The sequence below is a fragment of the Alteromonas sp. ISO5 genome, assembly GCF_058105165.1.
Genome location: NZ_CM176572.1, coordinates 4,450,217 through 4,473,872, shown reverse-complemented (window position 1 = coordinate 4,473,872; position 23,656 = coordinate 4,450,217). Strand labels below are relative to the sequence as shown.

The window sequence follows — 23,656 nt, the reverse complement described above, 5'->3', positions numbered from 1 at the left end:
ATAACCGGGCATTTGAGCCCCGTTATATAGCTGTAGTATGCGCTATCACCCTCTTGATAATAACAATCACGCCACAGCAGAGCGTAAGGTTTAATTGTGGCAAAGGAGGATTTATGGAATCGTTACTGGTAGGTAAATACATGAGTCAGCATCCGGTTAAGCTCACCGAGTCCATGCCGGTGGCTGAAGCGGTAGAAATGCTATTGCAAAACAAACAGTCCGGCGGACCGGTGCTGGACAGTGCAGGCGAGTTGTGTGGCTTTTTATCCGAACAGGACTGCATCAAAGCCATGGTGGAATCGACCTATTACCGTGAGCAGGTATGTCGGGTGGGTGACATCATGAAAACCCCCGTACTGACGGTTCGTGATGATATGTCGATTCTGGAAGTAGCGGAGAAACTGTTGGTAGAAAAACCTAAAGTGTATCCGGTCGTTAACAGTGATAACAAATTGGTTGGCTGCATTACTCGCAGTCAGATCCTGTTTGCCATCGATAAACACTTACACGCGGAATATCCCAAAACGGCCTGACAAGGCTGATAACGCCTGATTTATATAGCGATGCTGGCTTAATCAAAGACCAGCACACTGGCATTCGTGATATTGAGACTGGAAAAATGGTTGCGGTTCTTCTAGGATCGCTGCGGTTTTTAGTTTCCGGATAGTATCTGCTTTTATGTCAAAGCCTTCGCCGATCAGTGCGTTACTCAGTCAATTGCCGCAATGTCTCATTAAAGACAGGTTTCCTTTACGCCGCCAGTTACAAAAACTGGCAAAGGCCGATTTAACTAATGAGGGCAATCAGCAGCAACTTGAATACATCATCGGTCGAATTAATGCGTCGGTGGCAAAGTGCTCGGCACGCCAGACGTCTATTCCGGACATAGATTATCCGCCTCTGCCGGTCAGCGATCGAAAGGATGACATCAAACAGGCTATTGCCGATAACCAGGTTGTGATCATCGCCGGTGAGACCGGCTCCGGTAAAACTACCCAGATCCCTAAAATCTGCCTTGAGCTGGGCCGGGGCGTGGCCGGTACCATTGCACACACCCAGCCGCGGCGACTGGCTGCCCGCAGCGTGGCCAACCGTATTGCTGATGAACTTAATACCACCATTGGTGATTTAGTTGGCTTTAAAATTCGCTTTTCTGATCAGGTCAGCGATAACAGCCTGGTGAAGCTGATGACCGACGGTATGCTGCTGGCAGAAATGCAACAGGACCGTTTTCTTAATCAGTACGACACTATTATTATTGATGAAGCTCATGAGCGCAGCCTGAATATCGACTTTTTGATTGGCTATTTAAAGCAACTGCTGGCCAAACGTCCGGAGCTGAAAGTCATTATTACCTCAGCGACTATCGATCCTGAGCGTTTCTCGCGCTATTTCAATGATGCACCGATTATCGAAGTGAGTGGCAGAACCTTCCCGGTGGAAATTCGCTATCACGATCCTCAAGATGCCGAGGATGATGCTGACCAGGTAGAGCGTATCATCCACGCGGTAGATGAGCTGATGCGCGAACCACCAGGTGACATTCTGGTGTTTCTAAGCGGTGAACGTGAAATTCGCGATACTCAGGATGCACTGAGTCGCCGTCAGTACCGGCATACCGAAATCATTCCGCTCTATGCCAGGTTATCGGCTTCTGAGCAACAGCGGATCTTTCAGTCGCACAGCGGGCGGCGCATCGTACTGTCGACCAACGTAGCGGAAACCTCGTTAACAGTGCCGGGCATAAAATATGTTATCGACCCCGGCACGGCGCGTATTTCCCGCTATAGCGTGCGCAGTAAAGTGCAGCGTCTGCCTATTGAGCCTATCTCTCAGGCTTCGGCTAATCAGCGAGCTGGTCGATGTGGCCGGGTATCAGAAGGGATTTGTATTCGCCTGTACTCAGAGCAGGATTACGATGCCCGCCCGGCGTTTACGGATCCTGAAATTCTGCGTACCAATCTGGCGTCAGTTATCCTGCAAATGGCCAGTCTGGGCCTGGGTGACATTAATCAGTTTGATTTTGTGCAGCCGCCGGACAGCCGTCAAATTAACGATGGTTTTCGTTTGCTGGAAGAAATTGAAGCCATTACCCGTAGAAAAGGCCGGGTGGCGTTAACCAAACTGGGTCGGCAGATATCCCGCTTACCGGTGGATCCGCGCTATGCCCGAATGGTGGTGGCTGCCGGTGAGTTTAACGCGCTGATGGAAGTGATGGTGATTGCTGCCGGGCTATCAATTCAGGATCCCCGCGAGCGTCCTCAGGATAAACGGGCGCAGGCCGATGAAGCGCACAGTGAGTTTGCCGATAAAGACTCTGACTTTATTGCCTTATGGAATTTGTGGACGGCCTTTCGGGAACAGCAGAAGGCACTGTCGAACAGTCAGTTGCGCAAATGGTGTCATGGTCATTTTATTAACTACCTGCGCATGCGCGAATGGCAGGATATTGTTAGTCAGTTACGTAAATCTGTTGCCGAAATCGATTTGCGAATTACCAGTCAGGCTGCTGATTACCAGGCCATCCACCAGGCACTGTGTAGCGGTCTGTTATCCCATGTGGGCATGAAAGACAAAGACCGCGAATACCTTGGTGCACGCAATACCAAATTTATGATCTTCCCCGGCTCTGGTCTGGCTAAAGCGAATCCCAAATGGATTGTGGCTGCTGAACTGGTGGAAACCTCCAAGTTGTTTGGTCGGATGGTGGCCAGAATTGAACCGCAATGGCTGGAAGCACTGGGCGGGCATCTGGTTAAACGCAATTATGCCGAGCCCCACTGGTCGAAAAAGCGCGGTGCAGTAACGGCCAGTGAGCGGGTGACCTTGTTTGGCCTGCCGATTGTGGCGCAGCGTTACGTGACCTACAGCCAGATTGATCCGGCCACCTGTCATCAGCTCTTTATCCGCGAGGCATTGGTTAATGGCGAAACCAAGCTTCGTTATGCCTTTTTAGAGGATAATCAGGCATTGCTTGAGCTGGCTGATGGCTGGGAGCAGAAAACCCGGCGTCGGGATCTCATGGTTGATGAACAAATCCTGGTGGATTTCTATGCCGATAAACTGCCGGTAGAGGTGAACAATGACGCGGCTTTTAAAAAGTGGTTGAAGCAGCAGTCTTCAACCGACTTTTTACGTCTTACCGAGCAGGATGTGTTTCGCGAGCAACCCGGCACTTCGGCGGCCAATGCTTTTCCGGACGTTTGGCAGCAGGGTAATATAACCCTGCCACTGAGCTACCATTTTGAGCCTAACGCTGAAGATGACGGCGTAACGGTTAGCATTCCATTACCACTGCTTAATCAGGTGGCGGAAGACGGCTTTGACTGGCAGGTACCGGGCCTGCGCGAAGAGCGGGTGATCCAGCTGATAAAAAGTCTGCCTAAACGCCTGCGTCGCAACTTCGTACCTGCCCCTAATTACGCCCAGGCGGCACTGGCAGACATGCGTATACAGGAAGAAAAGTCCGGCAAGCCGATTAAGCTACTCGATGCACTGACCCTAAAACTGCTGAGGATGACAGGGATAAGAGTAGAGCCCGACCAGTGGCAGCCTGAGCAACTGGATAACCACCTGATAATGCATTTTGCTGTGCTGGATGCTGACAATAATGTACTTGGCCGGGGCGATGATTTGCAAGCCTTGAAAGACCAACTGCAAGGGCGGGTAAAAGAAACCTTTGAACAGGCTGCTACACCGGAACTTGAACGCAAGGATATCACTGCCTGGGATTTCGATAGCCTGCCTGTCAGCTTTACCCAGAAACACGGCGGCTTTGAGGTGCAGGCATATCCCGCGCTGGTGAATCATAATGGCCGTGTGGATATTGAGTTGGTAGCGGAGCAGGAAAAAGCCAATGCGCTACATCAGCAGGGGCTTAACCGCTTACTAATGCTGGGAATGCCATCGCCGGTGAACTACCTGGAGCAGAAGCTGCCCAACAAAGCCAAACTGGGGCTTTATTTTAATCCCTTTGGTCAGATCAAAGCGCTTATCGACGATTGTATTCTGGCTGGCATAGACGCGCTCAGCCATGAATACCAGGCTCAGCACGAACTGGTCATTCGCGATAAAGAAAGCTTCGACCGTTGTCTTGATCATGTTCGGGCGAACATTAACGAGTCGGTCCTGGCCATTGCACAGCAGGTAGAAACGGGGCTGACGCTGGCTCATCAGTGCCAGAAGAAAATGAAAGGGAAAGTATCACTGGACATGGTGGCTGGCCTCAATCACATCAAACAGCACCTTGGTACGCTGGTTTATCAGGGGTTTGTGGCTGAGGTCGGATTTGCCCGACTGGCTGATTGGAACCGCTATATTAAGGCGCTAGCCCGCAGGCTGGAAAAACTGCCGGTCGACCCCAATCGCGACCGCTTACAGCAAATTACCCTTGATAAAGTGGAGCAGGCCTACGCGACGGTATTGAACAAATACCATGCTGAAAAAGTGCCCACCGAGCTGGCGGCAGTACGCTGGATGATTGAAGAACTCAGGGTTTCTTTGTTTGCTCAGCAACTTGGCACGGCTTATCCGATCTCAGCTAAACGGGTGTTAAGCGTCCTTGAAGCCTATTAGTTGGTTAGACATGGGATTTTTTAAACCAACAAATAACGTTATTTTAAACTTAACCCTCGGGCTGGTCTGAAATTACATTGACAACTCACGGATGTCCCCCTATAAACTTGTTAGTAGTGGGGCGGTTTTGCCTTTCCATTTGCAGTTAAGGTGAGAGGAGAAGTAAGTAAATGTTAGGATACGATGATAAGCGCAACTTTTTCAGGATGATGGTGAACTCTCCGTGTCAGTTACAAATAATCGATGATGAGTCGAGCAGGACACTCCAGGCCGTATGTAAGGATATCAGTGCGACCGGTATGTCGCTGGAAGTCGATGAGCCGTCAATTGAAGTTGGTACTGAGGTGAGCGTCAGCATCGATTCAACCAGTTCACAAATACCCTCGTTATCCGCCGTGGCTAAGGTGGTGCGTTGCGTACCAGAGTCAGATAGCAGTTGTATTGTGGGTGTTGAAATCTCTGAAATGAAGTAAGCTAAAGGATATCGGTCTGAGCGCTACCTGCAGGGGCAGCGCTGGTGTTTACATCGTATGATGTACTGCTAAATGCTTACAGCACCACACATACCAGTCCTTTAAGATAATAGCCTTCCGGGTAATTCAGGCCAACCGGATGATCTGGTGCCTGGGATAAGTGCTCAAGAATTTGCACCCGCCGACCGGCATCCAATGCCGCATCCGCCACAATTTTCTGGAATAGCGACTGTTCCATTAAGCCCGAGCAACTAAACGTTAGCAAATTACCGCCGGGTTTAACGGCATGAATGCCGTACATGTTGATATCTTTATAGCCGCGGCAGGCCCGTTTCAGCGAAGCTTTGCTGTCGACAAATTTGGGCGGGTCGAGGATCACCATATCAAATTGCTGTTGTTGGCTATGGTAGTTGCGCAGCACCTCAAAGACATCGCCTTTTACCTGCCGGCATTGCTCCGCTGCAAAACCATTGAGTTCGATATGTCGACTGGCCATATCCAGCGCCGGTTGCGAAACGTCTACGTTAGTCACGTGAGAGGCACCGCCGTTAAGGGCATAACAGGCGAAGGTGCCGGTATAACTAAAACAGTTCAGTACGCTGGCCTGATTGGCATAGCGACTGGCTGCCAGACGGTTTTCTCGCTGGTCGAGATAAAAGCCGGTTTTATGACCTGTGTGCGGGTTAACCAGAATTTTTACGCCGTGTTCAACGATTTCTACTTCTTTGGGGATGTCACCATGTAGGGGCTGAATAAGCGGCTCAAGCCCTTCTTTGCTTCTCACATCCACATCGCTGCGTTCAAATATTGCCACATCCGGCAGTAGCTTTTGCAACGCCCAGACAATTTTACTGCGGTGTTTATCAGCACCGGCGCTCAGAAGCTGCAACACTGCAAGGTTGTTATACAGATCGATGGTTACGCCGGGTAAGCCATCGGACTCGGCCGCAACCAGCCGGCAGGCATTGGTGTTGGCCTGCTGCATAAGGCGTTGGCGAAGCTGCCAGGCTTGCTCGATACGACGCAGAAAAAACGCGTTATCAATGACTTCCTGTTGATCGAAAGTCCAGATGCGGACCCGTATTTGTGAAGATGGGGAATAAGCGCCACGGCCTAACCATGCGCCGTCAGCGGCGACTACGTCTACGGTATCACCGCTGCGGTAGCGACCTTTAACATGCGCAACGGCACCATCAAATACCCAGGGGTGATGACGTTTAAGCGATTTCTCGCGACCTTCTTGCAATATAACGGTAGCAGGCATACTCTGGCATTCTTCTTAAGTTCGACCGGCGCGCAGTATACTGGTTATTGCCGTTCACTGCACGGCCCGGTTTATTTGCCATGGGACTGGCTATGTCTTCTGCCGTTATTATCACTACTCATTTGTATGACATGGATTTTCAAACTATTCATCAGTTTATCCGTAACAGTTACTGGGCGAAAAACATACCCGCGGCAACTTTACAAAAGGCGCTTGAAAATTCACTGTGTTTTGCGGCGCTTGATACGCAGCAACATACCGTGGGGTTTGCCAGGATGATCACCGACAGGGCCACTTTTGGCTATCTGGCCGATGTCTTTGTGTTGCCTCAGTGGCGCGGGCACGGTGTGAGCCGTGAAATACTGGATGCGGTGGTTGCCCATCCTGATTTACAAGGGCTCAGACGATTTATGCTGGCCACTAAAGATGCTCATGGTTTATATACAAAATACGGCTTTACACCGGTGGAAGACGCCAGTCCGTTAATGCAAATCTGGCAGCCGGATATTTATCAATAATGAGTTTTTCCATGCAATTTATTCAACATACCGAAGGTAATATGGAGTCGGGTTTGTCGCAGCAAACCACTGATTTACCTGCTCCCACAACCACTCAGGTGCTGGTTAAAGTGTCCGCATTTGCGGTTAATCGTGCTGATTTACTCCAGCGCGCAGGGCACTATCCGCCGCCCAGGGGCGAAAGCCCGATTTTAGGACTGGAAGTGAGCGGTGTTATTGAGTCGGTTGGCGAAGAGGTGTCTGACTGGCAGCCCGGACAGCGGGTGTGTGCCATTGTTTCAGGTGGTGGTTACGCTGAATATGTGGCCATAGAAGCAAGTCACCTGATGGCAGTACCTGAGGGGGTATCAGATACTGAAGCGGCCGGCTTAAGTGAAGTGTTTTTAACCGCTTATCAGGCCCTGCGCTGGGTTGGTCAGATAGACAATGGCCAGAAAGCCCTTATTCATGCAGGAGCCAGCGGGGTAGGGCTGGCTGCCCTGCAACTGTGTAAATGGTGGGATATTAGGACCGCTACCACGGCCTCATCCGCACAAAAACTGGCCGCTTGTGAAGCGGCCGGGGCCGAATTACTGGTGAATTATAAACAGCAAGACTTTGTCGCTGAGCTCAAGGCACACTGGCCTGAAGGCGTTAATATGGTGCTGGACATGGTCGCCGGCGATTACCTTAACCGTAATCTTAAAGTGCTCGCCACCGACGGCACAGTAGTCTACCTGGCCATGATGGCCGGGCGTTTCGCTGACAAACTCGATATGGCGTTACTTTTAGGTAAGCGTGCCAGCGTACGCGGCACTACGCTGCGTAATCGCGACACAGATTATAAAGCACGGCTGGTAGAGGCCTTTAGTCGGAATTGTTTACCAGCGTTTAGCAATGGTGAATTAAAAGTGCCGATTGATACGGTCTATACAGTGAGTGAAATTGAGCAGGCACATCAACAGGTGCTGAGTAACAACACCAGCGGTAAGGTTGTCATCAGTTGGTAATTCAGTGCTGGCAATAACTGAGTCAGGTGTTTACTGCTTCAAATGTAATATGTTTTTTCAGGAGATGTTATGAGTGAACAATATGTTCCGCCAAAGGTTTGGGTAAACGACGCAGCCGGTGGCAATAAATGGGCTAACATCAATAGCCCCGAATCTGGTGCCCGTTTTGAGCGGGAACTGCCGGTAGGAGAGCATCCATTACAGCTTTATTCGTTGGGTACACCCAATGGCCAGAAAGTCACTATTATGCTGGAAGAATTACTGGCGGCCGGGATTACCGCGGCAGAGTATGATGCGTTTCTGATTAATATTGGTGATTCTGATCAGTTCTCATCGGGCTTTGTGGCGGTGAATCCGAATTCGAAAATTCCGGCTCTGGTAGATAAGTCCGGTGATAAAGAGGTAAATGTATTCGAATCAGCGTCTATTTTGGTCTATCTGGCGGAAAAGTTTGGTAAGTTCTTGCCAGCAGAAGGCCTGGCCAGAACGCAAACCTTTAACTGGTTGTTCTGGGCGCAGGGCTCAGCGCCATTCCTGGGCGGCGGTTTTGGTCATTTTTATGCCTATGCCGACGAAAAGCAGGAATACCCGATTAATCGGTTTGCCATGGAAGCAAAGCGCCAATTGGATGTGCTGGATAAGCATCTGGCTCAAAATACCTACATGGCGGGCGATGAATACACCATTGCCGATATGGCCATCTGGCCCTGGTATGGCTGTCTTGCACTGGGCTATCTGTATGACGCCGCAGAGTTTTTGCAGGTTCATACCTATATCCACGTGCGGCGCTGGGCCGAGCGGGTTCAGGCTCGCGAAGCAGTGCAGCGTGGCCGCATTGTTAATCGCACCTTTGGTGAAGAGTGGGAACAACTTCGTGAACGCCATGAGGCTGCGGATATTGATAAAGTGCTGGCGAAAAAGCCGGCCTGAGATGTCTGACCTAAAGCGCCCTGAACCGGGCGCTTTTTAGTGAATCACGGGTTATAACCGGTATCTTCTTTGGTAGGTGATTCTGCGGCGTTCCGGGCCAGATCATCGCAGCGTTCGTTTTCCGGGTGGCCACTGTGACCTTTTACCCAGTGCCAGTTAACCTCATGTTGCTGGATCACCTCATCGAGGGCCTGCCACAGGTCGGCATTTTTAACCGCTTTCTTATCTTTGGTGCGCCAGCCATTGCGCCGCCAGTTGTGGATCCACTGGTTGATGCCGTTTTTTACATACTGACTGTCGGTGGTCAGTTCTACCTGGCAGGGCTTGGTGAGCAATTTAAGCGCTTCTATAGTGGCCAGTAGTTCCATGCGATTGTTAGTGGTAAGCGTAAATCCTTCGCTGATCTCTTTACGGTGCTTGCCGTAAATCAAAATCGCGCCATAGCCACCAGGGCCGGGATTGCCTAAACAAGAGCCGTCGGTATAAATATGCACAGATTGTTGAGCCACGGATTCTCCTTTTTTTAACCTCAAGCGTGGTCACTTGGCAGTGGCTTGGTATACTACCGCAAACAGCACTAAGATAAGAGTGGTTTATGCGTCAAATTGTACTGGATACAGAAACAACGGGTATTGATCCAAAAGAAGGCCACCGGATCATCGAAATAGGGTGTGTGGAAGTTATCAACCGTCGTCTTACGGGCAATCACTTCCATGTTTATATCAATCCCAAGCGGGAAATTGAGCAGGAAGCCATTGAGGTTCACGGTATTACCAACGAGTTTCTGGCCGACAAGCCGGTATTTGCCGATGTGGCCGGTGAATTTATCGAGTTTATCCGCGGCGGCCAGTTAGTCATTCATAATGCGCCCTTCGACGTAGGCTTTATGGACCACGAATTTGCCATGCATGGCCCCACCGCGAGCATCAAAACCAAAGAAATTTGTGGCGTGCTGGATACCCTGGTACTGGCCCGTGATATGCATCCGGGTCAAAAAAATAACCTTGATGCGCTATGTAAGCGTTATGGTATCGACAACAGCCATCGTGAACTGCACGGCGCCTTACTGGATGCCGAGATCCTGGCCGACGTGTACCTGATGATGACCGGTGGCCAGACCGATCTGAATCTTAGCGGTAACAATCAGGCCAATACCGGTGGTGCTGAGGTGATCCGCCGAATTCCCCGTAACGGAAAAAAATTAAAGGTTATTCAAGCTACTGCCGATGAATTAACACAGCATGAGGCGCGTCTGGACCTGGTACAAAATCCAATCTGGCGCCAGTAAACCGGTGAATTTTGCCAACACAGGGCTAATTGGGTGAGCAGAGTATTACTGACAATCTTGAGTGTAGCACTGGCCTTTACGGTAAGTGCTCAGCAGCCAACAGAGCAGGAGCCTGAGCCAACTGCTGAGCAAACCGAGAGTGAATCACCCATTGCTCTCATCGGTAACGAATACGAGAACGGTATAAAGCTGCTCCAAAACCGTTTTCGTATTGATCATAATGTGAAAGAAGTCACCATGGTATTCTTTCGCGACTACGGTTCAGCGCCGGTGGTGCTGGTAAGGCCGGATGGCTCCAAGATATTCCAGTCGCAGGTAGAGGGGGATGACATCTTCTGGTTCGATTCTGACACTTACGACATGATCAGTATTAAAAATCCGGTACCCGGTCCATGGCAGGCGGTGGGGCAAATTGTGGAAGGCAGCCGGGTGATGGTGTTGTCTGACATTGCCTTGCATGCCGAGCCGTTACCACCCATTTTATTTTCTGGTGAAATTCTCAAACAAACGGCCTACCTGACCAACGGCGATAAGCCGATCGATTACAGCCAGTTTCGTGATGTGGTTGAGCTGACCATTGATCTGGTGAGCACGAATAACCCCAACTACGATAACTTCGGTGCAGATGATCAGCAAATTGCGACCTTTGAAGATAACGGCCGCGGCATGGATGAGGCGCCGCTGGATGGGGTGTTTACCGGACAGTTTAATCTGAATGTGCCAGCCGGTGAGTGGCAACCGGTTTTTCGGGTCACCACGCCTATGTTTACCCGTGAACAGGTCGACCCGCCACTCAGGCTTTATCCCAACCCCGTTAAAATAGACGTTGAACTCGACGGCGGCGGGAACGATTATCACAAACTGCTGATCGATGTAGACCGTGATCTGGTGGACATTAACACCTTACTGGTGGACGGTAAGGTACGTTATCCTAACGCTGACGTGCGCAACTTTTCGCTTACAGAGTTGGGTGGGGACGTTCGTGAATACCTTATCATTGCGTACGACTATGGCATTTTCAGGGTTAAAATGACCGCGTACGGCAAAACGGTAAATGGCCGTGATTTTATCCTTGATGTGCCTGAATTTACGTTTCTGGTGGCTGAGCCCGAATTACCCGAACCTGAAGTGGTGGAGTCAGCCGTCGAAAATAATGTGGATGAGGTGATCCCGGAACCTTCCGTGCAACAAGCCGAAGAAGAGGGCATGGACGATGATACCCTGATGTTGTGGCTGATTATCGTTAACGGCAGTATTGTTGGGGTTGGGCTGCTGGGCGCGGTCGTAATTATTTTACTGAAACGTCGTAAAAGCAAAGGCAGTGCTCAGCCAGCGAAAGCAAAGGCTGATGGGAAAGCGGCAGCTAAGCCTGCCGAGGCGGCGAAACCGGGATTCTTAGGCGGCCTGCTGGGCAAGTTTAAAAAGCCTAAAGAATAACCTGCAAGCGCCGGTTTTGCTGGCTTTTCGGTCAACGTGGCGAATTATCAGGCAAACGATCCAAAGAATGACATTTTCGTGAAAAAAACCGTTGACTCCTTTCGGGGTAATACGTATCATCTGCGCCGCAGTGAGGGACAGGGTAAAGTACTTACCCAAGTAACTTACTGAAATGATTGAAAATGTGGAGCGGTAGTTCAGTTGGTTAGAATACCGGCCTGTCACGCCGGGGGTCGCGGGTTCGAGTCCCGTCCGCTCCGCCACTTTTCAGTTGTGACTAAAGGCTTTATGGAGCGGTAGTTCAGTTGGTTAGAATACCGGCCTGTCACGCCGGGGGTCGCGGGTTCGAGTCCCGTCCGCTCCGCCATTAGCCTGATTCAAAAAAGCGTATACCACTACGCATACCGTTGGAGCGGTAGTTCAGTTGGTTAGAATACCGGCCTGTCACGCCGGGGGTCGCGGGTTCGAGTCCCGTCCGCTCCGCCATTTCTCTGTCGAGAATCAAATAATCCTTTTCTTATATCAGCAAGCTTATTTTATAGCTGTTTTCGCTCGTCTGCGCGATCCTCTCTGGCTTAACTAACTCTGTTATGCGCTAATTTAACGGTACTGAGCCCTGACTGGTTCTATACCTTGTCTGTCCTATCGAGTACACTTGCAAACCCATGATAATAAATATTATCGCTGCATTCAGTTAAGAGGACAGCATGGCAGAAAAAGCGGTATTGGTTTGCCGGGACGTCACCAAAACCTATCATGATGGTAACGAAAAAGTATCGGTACTCAGTGATGTATCATTTACCCTCGCCCGGGGCGAAAAAGTTGCCATATTAGGTAGCTCAGGCTCGGGTAAAAGTACCTTATTACATATTCTTGGCGGGCTCGATTTGCCTACCACCGGTGACGTGACCATTAACGGCCGTTCACTGGCTGGACTTAATGCCAATCAACAGGCCGCATTGCGTAATAATGAGCTTGGCTTTATTTATCAGTTTCATCATTTGCTGGCTGAGTTTAGTGCGCTGGAAAATGTCGCGATGCCGTTACTCATTGCAGGTACTGGCAAAGCAGAGGCAGAAAAGCAGGCCGGGGCGTTACTTGAAAAAGTCGGTTTAAGCCACCGTTTAAGTCATCAGCCGGCAGCGCTGTCTGGTGGCGAGCGTCAGCGGGTTGCCATTGCCAGAGCCCTGGTAAATAACCCGTCTATCGTGCTGGCCGATGAACCTACCGGTAACCTTGATAAGAAAACCGGCGATCAAATATATCAGTTGTTGTGTGAACTCAGTGAGCAAATGGGCACCAGCTTTATTGTGGTAACTCATGATATTGCCCTGGCTAATGCTATGGACCGGGTATTGCAACTCACCGATGGCTCTCTGGTAGCTCAGCGGAGTCCGCTGTGAACCTCAGCTTACAACTGGCGCGTCGTTTCCGACGCGGTAAAAGTAGTAACCGTTTTATCTCCTTTGTGTCTTTGTCGTCGACGCTGGGAATAGGCTTAGGCTGCTTTGTACTAATTATTCTGCTGAGTGTTATGAATGGTTTCGAACGCGAGTTACGCGAGCGTTTGCTGGCTATTATTCCCCATGCCGAACTCTTCTCGATTAACCAGCAGGGCATTGTGGACTGGCGGGTTTACCGACAGGTACTGGGCGAAGATCCCCGTATTAAGGAAGTAGAGCCATACACTAAAATTACTGGCATGATTCAACAGGGCAGTAAACTCAAAGCCGTTGAGCTAACCGGTATACAGATTAATGCGGCGATTCCGACGCGCTGGCAAAATGAAATCACTGAGACCGACTGGCGGCAGCTCCGGCAGGGACCCAATCAGGTGTTGCTGGGTAAGGGGATCCTCAACAAACTGGCACTCACACCCGGTGATAAAATCAGTGTGGTGATCCCCTCAGTCACAGAAGATTTAACGTTCGCAGCACCCAAGAATCTGTATCTCACTGTGGCAGGGAGTATTAATGTGGGCGGCGAGCTGGATAACCTGATAGGCATTATGCATCTTGAAACGGCATCTGAGCAGGCGGGTATCAAATCCGGCGCACAGGGGCTGCGTTTTCAATTTTACGACCCTTTTGCTGCCTATTCCATTATCCGCGAAGTTGGTTATGGCTTTCCTCAGGCGGTATATATGTCTGACTGGACCCGGACCCAGGGCCACTTGTATGACGATATCCGCCTGGTAAGAGTAGTGGTGTACATTGCCTTATCACTGGTTATTGCCGTGGCCTGCTTTAATATTGTTTCGTCGCTGGTGATGGCGGTAAAAGAAAAACAGTCGTCTATCGCTATTTTAAAAACCATGGGCGCTACGGATAATCAAATCCGTAATACCTTTGTGTTTCAGGGGCTATTAAATGGTTTTATCGGCGTCTTCTGGGGCACGTTACTGGCGGTGATCACGGCGCCGAATTTGTCGTTGATTGTGGGTAAGCTGGAAGACCTGTTAGGGGTTGAAGTGCTGTCGGGCGATATTTATTTTATCGATTTTTTACCCTCACAATTGCAGGTCAATGATGTGTTGCTTACGGTTTTAGTCGCCATTGTACTGTCGGTACTGGCTACGCTTTACCCAGCACAGAAAGCCGCTGCAATCCAACCTGCCCGGGCTTTACATTAAGTGGTTCTGCATCATTCAGCGGTTTGGAGTGCTGAGTCAGCCTTTTATGGAGATCCCGGATAACGCCTTTGGCGTTTCCGGGATACGGGAAGCGGCCTTTTAGGCTGCTTCTAACTACTGGTTCAACTCTTTATCTACCCAGAACTTAGTGCCCTTTACGGTAGCCTGTAGTGCGAGGCCGCTTTCAGTCATGCTATATACAGTGATGCTGCCTACGTAGCCTTCACCATCAATAGACCCACCTTTATTGCCCGCTTTGACCGTGGCATCGGCATTGCCGCCGGCAGTCCAGCCGTGCTCAATAAAATATTCCATCGACGCTTTGGTATGGAACACCATGACGATGCGATAATCCTTCGCCCCTAATCCAAGCCCTACGCCACCCTCGGCCATGTTCATATAGGTTTTACTGCCTGTGAGATTGTTATTCACCACACCATAGCCGGTACCGGCTGCCAGAAAAATCAGGTTGATGTTAGCGCTGCTGAATACTGCATAACCTGGCGCATTGGCCAGTTGGGCCCGGGTGTCCGGCTTTTCGCTGTACAGGCGTGTGAGAGCCTTATCCTGCATGGTTAATATTGCCTGGCGCTTCTGCGCCACCGTACCACTGCCCATAGATGCGCATGCGGTCAGGGCAATGATAAACACTGCAGACAATGAGTACTGTAAAATTTGTTTGAATTGTTGCACCTGAAAACTCCTTTAGGAAATCCGACTTAACTATAGCTGATACGAAGCAAAGCCGGAGAAGTTGATATTTTGCCTCGGAGATTCGACACCTGCTTAGGCGCGTTCCTCATTCCTATCAAAGTGTTCGAAGTCTACGTCTTCCTGTTGATGACCGGCGTTCGGATCATTAAAGATGGCTTCATCCAGGTCACCTTCTGATTTAGCGATGATGGTTGCTACGGTACAGTCGCCGGTAATGTTAACCGCGGTGCGGGTCATATCCAGTAAGCGGTCTACTCCGATGATAAGCGCAATCCCTTCAACCGGCAGGTTTACCTGTTGTAAAACCATGGCCAGCATGATCAGGCCAACACCGGGCACCCCGGCAGTACCCACTGACGCTAAGGTGGCGGTTAATACCACCATCACGTAGTCACCTAAAGACAGGTCTACACCGTAAACCTGGGCAATGAATACCGTGGCAACACCTTGCATAATTGCGGTGCCATCCATGTTGATTGTGGCGCCCAGTGGCAGTGTGAACGACGATACGGATTTACCAATACCCAATTTATTGCGCGCAGTTTCCATTGTAACCGGCAGCGTGGCGCTGCTGCTGGATGTACTGAATGCAAACAGGGCCGCATCACGCATTTTTTGTAGCAGGATTAGCGGGTTCATACCGCTGAAGACTTTGAGTAATACCGGGTAGGTAACCAGTGCGTGGATCACCAGCACTGCCAGTACCAGGAAGAAATACCACAGTAATCCACCAATGGTTTCCAGACCAATAGTGGCAAATAGCTTGGCCATTAGCACAAATACACCATAAGGCGCCAGATTCATAATAATAGTAACCAAGCGCATGATAACGGTATTAACGTCTTCGAAGAAAGCTGCCAAACGCTTACCTGCGTCGCCGGTCATGGCCATGGCTACACCCAGTAATACGGCAAATACAATGATTTGCAGCATGTTACCTTCGGCCATGGAATTGATCGGATTCGACGGGAACATGTCCACGATAACCTGTGATAAGGATGGCGCCTCTTTGGCGACATAAGTGGTTTCGCTTTGCAGATTAAGCCCTTCGCCGGGTGACACCAGCAAACCACCCATAATCGCCAGGGTAACGGCAATAGCGGTGGTCAAGATGTAAAGGCCAATGGACTTAGCCCCCAGCCGACCGAGCTTAGATGGCTCCGATAAACTGCTGGTACCGCAGATCAAAGAAACAAAAACTAATGGTACAACAAGCATTTTCAGGCTCGAAATAAAAATTTGTCCGAGCGTTGAAAATATACCTTCGACCAAAATGCCATACGTGGATACTTCCACTGAGAATATCGAAAACCGCAAATCTCCGCTATCATCAAATAGAAATTGAAGCAGCGCACCAATAATGATTCCGGCAACCATGCCGATAAAGATCCGTGCAGTTAAACTGTACTTGTGTGAAGACTGAGACATGTAAATTCCCTGCAATGTTATTTTATTTATAGTTCTTAGTTAGTGTGCCAGATTCATAGCAGTTTTAAATACTTAAAATGACCCAATAACGGTAAAGAGGTCCGGGAAGACGATGAAAATGCAATCTCTACGCTTAATAGCCGCCACATGGGCACTATTATTATTAGTTGCCTGTGGAGGCGGTGGTTCAGTTTCCAGAGAAGATAACACCGGGGACAACACACCCGATCCCACTTACTCGGTGAGTTTAGCACTTGCCGACAGTGACGGTAATACCAGTACGTCACTTACCGGTGACTCACCACTCACTCTGTCAGCAACCGTTACCGACAGTGGCGGTAGCCCGGTTGCCAACACTGTAGTGACATTTAGTTTTACCGTTGCCAACCTGGCACGCTTTTCAAACGATGTGGGCACGGCGCTGACCAACGATCAAGGGGTGGCAACCATTACCCTTATTGTGGGCGAGCTGTCTGGCTCCGGTGCGGTAGAGGCCGCGCTGGAAACCGGAGAGACGGCCCGCATTGGCTTTAGTTCCAGTGGCACCACGGCCAATGTGGAAACACCGGAATCCCTGGAACTGTTTGCCAGTCAGTCACAGTTGTCTTCAAGCGGCTCAGATGAAGTAGAAGTGTGGGCGGTGGTTAAAAACGCACAGAATATCCTGCTTGATGGTATTAATGTGACGTTCTCTGCCGACAATAATGCCGCTATTGCTGAAACTCAACCGGTTACCGACGAAAATGGCACGGCTGTAGTGATGTTGCGTACCGGTGGCGACAAGGAAAATCGCACTATTAACGTTACCGCAACGGTGAGTGGCGAACAAACGCTAACGCAAACGCTGAGCATCAATGTGGTGGGTACGGAAATCGAAATTAACGGCACCACGTCGGCAATCATCGGCGACAGTGTGAACCTTACCGTTAGTCTGCAGGACTCCGATAATGTTGGTATCGCCAGTGAAACACTGACGTTGCGGGTTGAAGATGAAACAGGTACCGATGTGACGGCTACCACGCTGGATGATGCGACACCGCAAACCAGCGCTGAGGGACGCGCTACGGTGGCCTTTACCGCGCCTGCTGCGGGCACCTTTACGGTATTCGCTAACGCTCTGAACACTGAAAGCAGCTTCGCTATTGAAGTGCAGCAGGATGAGTTTGTCTTTGTTAATGCACCGGATGTGAATGATGTTGAGCAGGATATTCCGCTCAATACCGATTACAATCTGCAGGTTAGCTGGTTACGTGACGCGGCACCATTTGCCGGCGGTTCAATAAGTTTTGCTATTTCGCGTGGTGCAGTGGTAAGCGCAGATGCGGTGACCGATGGCAGTGGTATTGCTGATCTTACGGTAAGTTCAGGTAATGCCGGACTGGCAACTATTTCAGCAACCGGTACAGACGGCGCGGGTGTGCAGGTCTCTACGCAAATTGAGATTGCCTTTATTGCTACCGATGCAGAAACCATTATCGTGGATGCTACGCCAGACTCGATTGGTCCTGACGGTCAGACCAGCACCATTTCTGCTGTGGTTCTGGATGCCGACGGTAACCGGGTGCGTAACAAGCTGGTTAACTTTGAAGTAAATGATGTGTCTAACGGCAACCTGACCGACGCTCAAAGCCGTACAGACCGCCGTGGTATTGCCACAACCGTTTATGAGTCTAACGCGGTGAGTACTTATCAGAGCGTAGAAGTACGAGCCTATGTGAACGATGAGCCAACGGTTGAAGATTCTACCTTACTGACTGTGGGCGACCGTCCTTTTGATATCTCTTTAGGTACTGGTAATCTGATTGAAGCACCGCAGCAGTCTTCTTACCGCAAAGAGTTCTCGGTATTTGTTACCGATGCTGACGCAAACCCGGTGAGTGGCGCAGCGTTAACCTTCAGCGCTACGCCGGTGGCTGAAACCACCAATGATGCAGCTTATGCTAAAGGTTACTGGCTATGGGATGAAGATGATTCTATCTACTACTCAGTGACAACCGCTGTCTGCGCGAATGAAGATTTGAACGGCAATGGTCGACTGGATGTGGGTGAAGATTTTAATGGTGACGGTCAGCTGACCCCGGGTAATGTTGGCGCTATCGATGCAGACGCCAGCACTGATGAAAACGGGCAGGCCCTGATAAACCTTAATTATCCGAAACAATATGGTGCGTGGGTGCAACTGGCGATTAGTGCCCGTGGTGAGTCATCAGGAACAGAATCGGTCGATTCAATGAATTACTGGCTGAGCGTGTCTACCGATGATCGCACCACCCAGGGGGCGCCACCACCATCAAGTCCATGGGGCGTCAGCGCGAATTGTGGTGATACCCTGTAAGCCGTGACTAAAAGTATTAAAAACGCCGGCAATTGCCGGCGTTTTTCTGAGCGAATGATTAAGCCTGCTGGAAGGGATAGACCGATCCCAGCTTTAATATCTGGGTAAGTTCATCCAGAGCGGTGCGAGACTCAACCAGCAGTTGCGGATCGCACAGATCCTGCTCGGTTAAGCGGTCACGGTAATGCTTGTCTACCCAGCTGTTGAGGCGGGTAAACAGCACATCATTCATAACGGTACTCGGGTTGACGGCGGCCAGTTCGGCGTCGGTCAGGGCAACGCGCAGACGCAGACAAGCCGGTCCACCACCATTGCGCATGCTTTGCTTTACATCGAAGTAATTAACGCTTTTGATGGGTGTATCACGGTTAACCAGCTCAGCCAGATAAGCGGCAACGGTGGTGTTTTCTTCACACTCTGAGGGCGCGATAATGGTCATGTTGCCATCGGGTAAGGTGAGTAGTTGCGTGTTAAATAGATAGGTTTTAATGGCGTCCTGCAGGCCAACCTCATCACTTTTTACCTTGATAAAGTGGAGCGGTTTGTCACCGAATTTGGCTTGTACCTCAGCCAGCGCGGCTTCACTATTATGGAAAGCAAGCTCATGATAAAACAGCACATTCTGATTACCTACGGCAATCACATCGTTATGGAATACGCCCTGATCGATGACCTCGGGATTTTGCTGGATATACACCACACTTTCGTCGCTCAGGCCATGCAGCCGGGCCACGGCCTGACAAGCCTCGAACGTTTGTCGGGCAGGGTAACGGGTAGGCTGAGGTAAATCATGACGGAAGGCATGGCGGCCGTAGACAAACACCTCAACGCCGGCATGACCATAGGCACTGCACAAACGGGTGTGGTTTGCTGCGCCTTCGTCGCCGAAATGATCGTTGTCGGGTAAGTGGGCATGGTGAGCAAAATATTTGCTGTTAGCAAAGGTCGCCTTAAGAATATTGCCCGTGACCTGTGGCTCCAGTGAACGGTGAAATTTGTTGGTCAGGTTAGCTGGTGTAAAGTGCACGCGGCCATCGGCGGTATCGGCACTGGGTGAAACGGTTGCAGCATTGGCTGTCCACATACTGGAGGCCGAGCAACAAGCCAGAAACACTTCTCTGGCCTGGGCCGCAGCCTGTTCAAGCACCTTAGCATCATTGCCAGCGAATCCCAGACGGCGCAGAGTAGCCAGATCAGGGCGTTCCTGCGGTGCCAGCACGCCCTGTACCATGCCCATGTCAGACAGCGCTTTCATTTTCTGCAGGCCCTGTTTGGCGGCTTCTTTAGGGTTGCTGATCGCATTCGCATTGGAGAAAGACGCGACATTGCCAAAAGACAATCCGGCATAGTTATGGGTCGGGCCGACCAGCCCGTCAAAATTCGCTTCACAATATTGCATGACAACCTGCCTTAATTTTTAGTCATTCGGTAAACATGTTGTTGAGCAAAAGGGCAGAATAACCTGATAGCAGCTATGATTACGCTATATATAAGTACAACTTTTTTTATTTTAGTGTTGTAATTTCTGCCGTTATTTGCGACAACCCGGCGCATTATACGTGTTTTAACTACGCTGCCAATCTGAGTGGTTAAAAACTACGCTATTTGGGGTGGGTGAAAAATAAACTTTACGAATAAGTATGAAGAAGAACTTGTTTTCCATTCACTTTGTCGATATATGTTAAAAAAAGAAGCGCCAGACTATGTGACTATAATTGCCTTATTTTCTTCCTGGTTTGCTATCTAAAATTTAATTTATTCAAAGGTTTAATTCTTATTTATGACAAAATCACTAGTCATAGTCGAGTCTCCGGCCAAAGCCAAAACAATAAATAAATATCTTGGTAAAAATTTTATTGTTAAATCTTCCGTGGGCCACGTACGCGACCTGCCGACCAAGGCGCTCGGCAAGGTGGAGCCGAAAAAACCAGCCAAAGAACTGAAAACACTGTCTGAGGAAGCCAAGACCAAATACCTGCGTGAATACGAGTATAAAAAGCTGGTTGACCGCATGGGGGTCGATCCTCAGCACGACTGGAAAGCACACTATCGGGTATTAGAGGGTAAGGAAAAAGTCGTTAATGAGCTGAAAAAGCTCGCCAAGGATGCTGACACCATCTATCTCGCAACGGATTTGGACCGCGAGGGGGAAGCCATTGCCTGGCATTTGCAGGAGATCCTGGGCCAGAAAGGCAAAACCTATCAGCGGGTAGTATTTAATGAGATCACCAAAAATGCCATCAAAGAAGCCTTTGAACATCCGGGCGATGTGAATCAGGACCGGGTTGAAGCGCAGCAGGCACGTCGTTTCCTCGATCGTGTAGTGGGCTTTATGGTGTCACCGTTGTTGTGGAAAAAAATAGCCCGCGGATTATCCGCCGGACGGGTGCAGTCGGTAGCTGTGCGTCTGGTAGTTGAGCGCGAACGTGAAATTAAGGCTTTCGTGCCGGAAGAATTCTGGGACGTGCATGCAGACCTGACCACCGCAGCCAGTGATGCATTGCGCATGCAGGTAGTAAAAGAAGGTGATAAGCCTTTCAAACCGGTAAACAAAGCGCAAACCGACGATGCCCTGGCAGCGCTCAAACCGGCTGATTATGAAGTGGTTAGCCGCGAGTCCAAGCCCACCCAGAGTCGCCCGTCGGCACCGTTTATCACGTCTACCCTGCAACAGGCGGCCAGTACTCGTCTTGGTTTTGGGGTAAAGAAAACCATGATGATGGCGCAGCGGTTGTACGAAGCCGGTCATATTACCTATATGCGAACCGACTCAACTAATCTCAGTCAGGAAGCGTTGGATGCCTGTCGTGGTTATATCGATGACAACTTCGGAGCGAAGTACCTGCCTGGTGCACCAATTCGCTATGGCAGTAAAGAGGGCGCGCAGGAAGCTCACGAAGCCATCAGGCCGTCTAACGTAAATACCCTGGCAACGGCATTAAAAGACATGGAACGCGACGCACAGCGTCTCTACGAGCTTATATGGCGTCAGTTTGTGGCCTGTCAGATGACTCCGGCTAAATATGATGCCACTACAGTGAAAGTGAAGGCGGGGGATTTTGAGCTGGTCGCCAAGGGCCGGGTACTTAAATTTGATGGTTGGACCAAAGTACAGCCACAGAAAAGTAAAAAAGGTGAAGAAGATAAATTACTGCCGGACGTTAACCCTGGCGATAAACTGGCGCTTAAGCAACTGGATCCGAAACAGCACTTCACCAAGCCGGTGGCGCGTTTTAACGAAGCCTCGCTGGTTAAGGAACTGGAAAAGCGTGGTATTGGCCGTCCGTCTACCTACGCCAGCATTATCTCAACCATTCAGGACAGAGGCTACGTGCGCCTCGATAATAAACGGTTTTATGCCGAGAAGATGGGTGAAATTGTCACCGATCGCCTGATGGAAAACTTTGACGGCCTGATGAGTTACGATTTTACCGCCAACATGGAACAACGGCTGGATGAAATCGCCGAAGGCCACGAAAACTGGAAAGCCGTACTGGATAAATTCTACAGCGACTTTTACAGCAAGCTGTTGCTTGCCGAGCAGGAAGCTGAAGCTGGCGGCATGCGCCCCAATCAGGCGGTACCGGTTGAGATTAACTGCGACAAGTGTGGCCGTCATATGAATGTGCGCACGGCCAGTACCGGTGTGTTTTTAGGCTGCTCGGGTTACAACCTGCCGCCTAAAGAGCGGTGTACCAACACCATGAACCTGACCCCCGGTGAGGAAGTGGTAAAAGTCGACAATGACGACGAGCAGGAAACGGCGGATTTACGCGCCAAACGCCGCTGTCCCGAATGCGGTACGGCCATGGACAGCTATCTGGTTGATGAAACCCGCAAGCTGCACGTTTGTGGTAATTCGCCGGCCTGTCCGGGCACCTATGTTGAAACCGGTACGTTTAAAATCAAAGGTTACGATGGTCCGCTGATTGAGTGTGACAAGTGCGGCAGTGATATGGAACTGAAAAACGGTCGCTTTGGAAAGTACTTCGACTGTACTAACAGTGAATGTAAAAATACCCGTAAATTGTTGCGCAACGGCGAGCCTGCACCACCGAAGGAAGATCCGGTTGATTTACCCGAGCTCGAGTGTGAGAAAAGTGACGCTCACTTTATGCTCAGAGACGGCGCTTCCGGTATTTTTCTGGCGGCCCATAATTTCCCTAAATCACGGGAGACCAGGGCGCCTAAGGTGGAAGAGCTGGCGCGGTTCCGCGACCGGATATCGCCCAAGTTTTACTACCTGGCCGATGCACCGAAAACCGATCCGGACGGCAACCCGGCCATTGTGCGGTTTAGTCGTAAGACCAAGCAGCAATACGTCATGACCGAAGATGCCAAGGGCAAAGCCACAGGGTGGTCTGCCTGGTATCAGGACGGCAAATGGCAAGCCAAAGACACTAAGAAGAAGTAGGCAGACGGGATTATGGCATCATTACAGGACCAGTTGCTCAAAGCCGGTTTGGCAGATAAATCCAAAGCCAAACAGGCAAGAGCGGATAAACGCAAAAAGCAAAAGCTGAAAAACAAAGGCACTGCGGTTGGCGAGGACGAAAATAAGCTGGCCGCTCAGCAAGCAGCAGAGGCTAAGAAGCAGCGCGACCGGGAGCTTAACCAGCAGCGTCAGGCGGAACTTGAGAAAAAAGCCGTAGTAGCGCAAATTCGTCAGTTAATTACGGTTAATCAGCAGCCTAAAGGCAATGGCGATACAGTACTTAATTTTACTGACACCAACGTGGTGAAGCGGATGTATGTCAGTGACGCAGTGCACAAATTGGTGGTTGATGCGCGATTAGCGGTTGTCAGATTGGATGATGACTATGCGCTGATACCTACACCGGTTGCAGATAAAATTGCCGAACGTGATGCGAAAGTGGTGATATATCGCGCCGATCTTCGTGAAGAGAATAAAGAAAAGTCTGAAGAAGATGACTGGTATGCAGAGTATGAAATCCCGGATGATTTGACCTGGTAATAGCGTATTAAAAGTACTAAAAAAGCCCGCTTAATGCGGGCTTTCTAGTCATTAGCGTTATGGTAATAAATTACCCATGCTGATCGGGATGGTAGACG

At 50.2% G+C, this 23,656-nt stretch carries 18 protein-coding genes and 3 tRNA genes; 16 read left to right on the top strand and 5 right to left on the bottom strand.

What is annotated here, in order from left to right:
* The first annotated feature begins 113 nt into the window (after positions 1-113).
* The 3 genes from AC2T0J_RS20130 to AC2T0J_RS20120 all read left to right on the top strand — a co-directional run bounded on the left by AC2T0J_RS20130 (position 114) and on the right by AC2T0J_RS20120 (position 5,048).
* On the top strand, positions 114-533 hold the full coding sequence (locus AC2T0J_RS20130; RefSeq protein ID WP_489807521.1) for a CBS domain-containing protein: 420 nt from the start codon (positions 114-116) through the stop codon (positions 531-533).
* A gap of 145 nt (positions 534-678) precedes the next feature.
* Complete coding sequence (hrpA, locus tag AC2T0J_RS20125) at positions 679-4,575, top strand: ATP-dependent RNA helicase HrpA (RefSeq protein WP_489807520.1); 3,897 nt, start codon at positions 679-681, stop codon at positions 4,573-4,575.
* Positions 4,576-4,745: 170 nt separating this feature from the next.
* Positions 4,746-5,048, top strand: a complete 303-nt coding sequence (locus tag AC2T0J_RS20120; RefSeq protein WP_489807519.1) for a PilZ domain-containing protein — start codon at positions 4,746-4,748, stop codon at positions 5,046-5,048.
* Positions 5,049-5,124: 76 nt separating this feature from the next.
* On the opposite strand, the gene AC2T0J_RS20115 is transcribed toward AC2T0J_RS20120, so the two are convergent.
* A complete protein-coding gene (locus tag AC2T0J_RS20115; RefSeq protein ID WP_489807518.1) occupies positions 5,125-6,312 on the bottom strand; it encodes a class I SAM-dependent rRNA methyltransferase in 1,188 nt (395 codons plus the stop codon).
* 92 nt (positions 6,313-6,404) lie between these two features.
* Here AC2T0J_RS20115 and AC2T0J_RS20110 point away from each other — a divergent pair, with 92 nt between their 5' ends.
* From AC2T0J_RS20110 to yghU, 3 genes are all read left to right on the top strand, one after another.
* Entirely contained in the window at positions 6,405-6,830 is a 426-nt protein-coding gene (locus AC2T0J_RS20110) for a GNAT family N-acetyltransferase (RefSeq protein ID WP_489807517.1), read from the top strand.
* Between the two features lie 11 nt (positions 6,831-6,841).
* Positions 6,842-7,819, top strand: coding sequence for an NAD(P)H-quinone oxidoreductase (locus AC2T0J_RS20105; protein ID WP_489807516.1), 978 nt, complete (start codon positions 6,842-6,844; stop codon positions 7,817-7,819).
* Positions 7,820-7,888: 69 nt separating this feature from the next.
* On the top strand, positions 7,889-8,749 hold the full coding sequence (yghU, locus tag AC2T0J_RS20100; RefSeq protein WP_489807515.1) for a glutathione-dependent disulfide-bond oxidoreductase: 861 nt from the start codon (positions 7,889-7,891) through the stop codon (positions 8,747-8,749).
* Between the two features lie 44 nt (positions 8,750-8,793).
* Here the strand turns inward: yghU and rnhA are convergent, their stop codons facing one another.
* On the bottom strand, positions 8,794-9,258 hold the full coding sequence (gene rnhA / locus AC2T0J_RS20095) for a ribonuclease HI (RefSeq protein ID WP_489807514.1): 465 nt from the start codon (positions 9,256-9,258) through the stop codon (positions 8,794-8,796).
* An 86-nt stretch (positions 9,259-9,344) separates the two neighbouring features.
* Here rnhA and dnaQ point away from each other — a divergent pair, with 86 nt between their 5' ends.
* The 7 genes from dnaQ to AC2T0J_RS20060 all read left to right on the top strand — a co-directional run bounded on the left by dnaQ (position 9,345) and on the right by AC2T0J_RS20060 (position 14,106).
* Entirely contained in the window at positions 9,345-10,037 is a 693-nt protein-coding gene (dnaQ, locus tag AC2T0J_RS20090; protein ID WP_489807513.1) for a DNA polymerase III subunit epsilon, read from the top strand.
* Positions 10,038-10,070: 33 nt separating this feature from the next.
* Positions 10,071-11,474 carry a TIGR03503 family protein gene (locus AC2T0J_RS20085; RefSeq protein WP_489807512.1) on the top strand — a complete coding sequence of 468 codons (1,404 nt, stop codon included), beginning with the start codon at positions 10,071-10,073 and terminating at the stop codon, positions 11,472-11,474.
* Between the two features lie 186 nt (positions 11,475-11,660).
* Positions 11,661-11,737, top strand: a tRNA-Asp gene (locus AC2T0J_RS20080).
* Positions 11,738-11,764: 27 nt separating this feature from the next.
* A tRNA-Asp gene (locus AC2T0J_RS20075) sits at positions 11,765-11,841 on the top strand.
* A gap of 42 nt (positions 11,842-11,883) precedes the next feature.
* Positions 11,884-11,960 (top strand) — tRNA-Asp (locus AC2T0J_RS20070).
* A gap of 221 nt (positions 11,961-12,181) precedes the next feature.
* Positions 12,182-12,877 (top strand): lipoprotein-releasing ABC transporter ATP-binding protein LolD, encoded by a 696-nt coding sequence (gene lolD, locus AC2T0J_RS20065; protein WP_489807511.1) that lies wholly within the window; start codon positions 12,182-12,184, stop codon positions 12,875-12,877.
* Positions 12,874-14,106: a lipoprotein-releasing ABC transporter permease subunit gene (locus AC2T0J_RS20060; protein WP_489807510.1), complete on the top strand. Its 1,233-nt coding sequence runs from the start codon at positions 12,874-12,876 to the stop codon at positions 14,104-14,106. The genes lolD and AC2T0J_RS20060 overlap by 4 nt, the downstream gene beginning before the upstream one ends.
* A gap of 114 nt (positions 14,107-14,220) precedes the next feature.
* Here AC2T0J_RS20060 and AC2T0J_RS20055 read toward each other — a convergent pair whose 3' ends face one another.
* Both AC2T0J_RS20055 and AC2T0J_RS20050 read right to left on the bottom strand, forming a co-directional pair.
* Entirely contained in the window at positions 14,221-14,799 is a 579-nt protein-coding gene (locus AC2T0J_RS20055; RefSeq protein ID WP_489807509.1) for a lipid-binding SYLF domain-containing protein, read from the bottom strand.
* 93 nt (positions 14,800-14,892) lie between these two features.
* Complete coding sequence (locus tag AC2T0J_RS20050) at positions 14,893-16,248, bottom strand: dicarboxylate/amino acid:cation symporter (RefSeq protein ID WP_489807508.1); 1,356 nt, start codon at positions 16,246-16,248, stop codon at positions 14,893-14,895.
* Positions 16,249-16,360: 112 nt separating this feature from the next.
* Between AC2T0J_RS20050 and AC2T0J_RS20045 the strand changes: the two genes are divergently transcribed.
* A complete protein-coding gene (locus AC2T0J_RS20045; RefSeq protein WP_489807507.1) occupies positions 16,361-18,583 on the top strand; it encodes an Ig-like domain-containing protein in 2,223 nt (740 codons plus the stop codon).
* A gap of 58 nt (positions 18,584-18,641) precedes the next feature.
* On the opposite strand, the gene astB is transcribed toward AC2T0J_RS20045, so the two are convergent.
* The gene (astB, locus tag AC2T0J_RS20040) at positions 18,642-19,982 is read right to left on the bottom strand and encodes an N-succinylarginine dihydrolase (RefSeq protein WP_489807506.1); all 1,341 of its coding nucleotides are present in this window, start codon (positions 19,980-19,982) and stop codon (positions 18,642-18,644) included.
* A 381-nt stretch (positions 19,983-20,363) separates the two neighbouring features.
* Here astB and topA point away from each other — a divergent pair, with 381 nt between their 5' ends.
* The gene (gene topA, locus AC2T0J_RS20035) at positions 20,364-22,997 is read left to right on the top strand and encodes a type I DNA topoisomerase (protein ID WP_489807505.1); all 2,634 of its coding nucleotides are present in this window, start codon (positions 20,364-20,366) and stop codon (positions 22,995-22,997) included.
* A 12-nt stretch (positions 22,998-23,009) separates the two neighbouring features.
* Positions 23,010-23,558 (top strand): DUF2058 domain-containing protein, encoded by a 549-nt coding sequence (locus AC2T0J_RS20030; RefSeq protein WP_489807504.1) that lies wholly within the window; start codon positions 23,010-23,012, stop codon positions 23,556-23,558.
* Positions 23,559-23,656: the final 98 nt, after the last annotated feature.

Bases quoted from the DNA above. Each gene is read 5' to 3' on its own strand.
- AC2T0J_RS20130 (WP_489807521.1), top strand. From the start codon at position 114: ATGGAATCGTTACTGGTAGGTAAATACATGAGTCAGCATCCGGTTAAG.
- hrpA (WP_489807520.1), top strand. From the start codon at position 679: ATGTCAAAGCCTTCGCCGATCAGTGCGTTACTCAGTCAATTGCCGCAA.
- AC2T0J_RS20120 (WP_489807519.1), top strand. From the start codon at position 4,746: ATGTTAGGATACGATGATAAGCGCAACTTTTTCAGGATGATGGTGAAC.
- AC2T0J_RS20115 (WP_489807518.1), bottom strand. From the start codon at position 6,312: ATGCCTGCTACCGTTATATTGCAAGAAGGTCGCGAGAAATCGCTTAAA.
- AC2T0J_RS20110 (WP_489807517.1), top strand. From the start codon at position 6,405: ATGTCTTCTGCCGTTATTATCACTACTCATTTGTATGACATGGATTTT.
- AC2T0J_RS20105 (WP_489807516.1), top strand. From the start codon at position 6,842: ATGCAATTTATTCAACATACCGAAGGTAATATGGAGTCGGGTTTGTCG.
- yghU (WP_489807515.1), top strand. From the start codon at position 7,889: ATGAGTGAACAATATGTTCCGCCAAAGGTTTGGGTAAACGACGCAGCC.
- dnaQ (WP_489807513.1), top strand. From the start codon at position 9,345: ATGCGTCAAATTGTACTGGATACAGAAACAACGGGTATTGATCCAAAA.
- lolD (WP_489807511.1), top strand. From the start codon at position 12,182: ATGGCAGAAAAAGCGGTATTGGTTTGCCGGGACGTCACCAAAACCTAT.
- AC2T0J_RS20050 (WP_489807508.1), bottom strand. From the start codon at position 16,248: ATGTCTCAGTCTTCACACAAGTACAGTTTAACTGCACGGATCTTTATC.
- AC2T0J_RS20045 (WP_489807507.1), top strand. From the start codon at position 16,361: ATGAAAATGCAATCTCTACGCTTAATAGCCGCCACATGGGCACTATTA.
- astB (WP_489807506.1), bottom strand. From the start codon at position 19,982: ATGCAATATTGTGAAGCGAATTTTGACGGGCTGGTCGGCCCGACCCAT.
- topA (WP_489807505.1), top strand. From the start codon at position 20,364: ATGACAAAATCACTAGTCATAGTCGAGTCTCCGGCCAAAGCCAAAACA.
- AC2T0J_RS20030 (WP_489807504.1), top strand. From the start codon at position 23,010: ATGGCATCATTACAGGACCAGTTGCTCAAAGCCGGTTTGGCAGATAAA.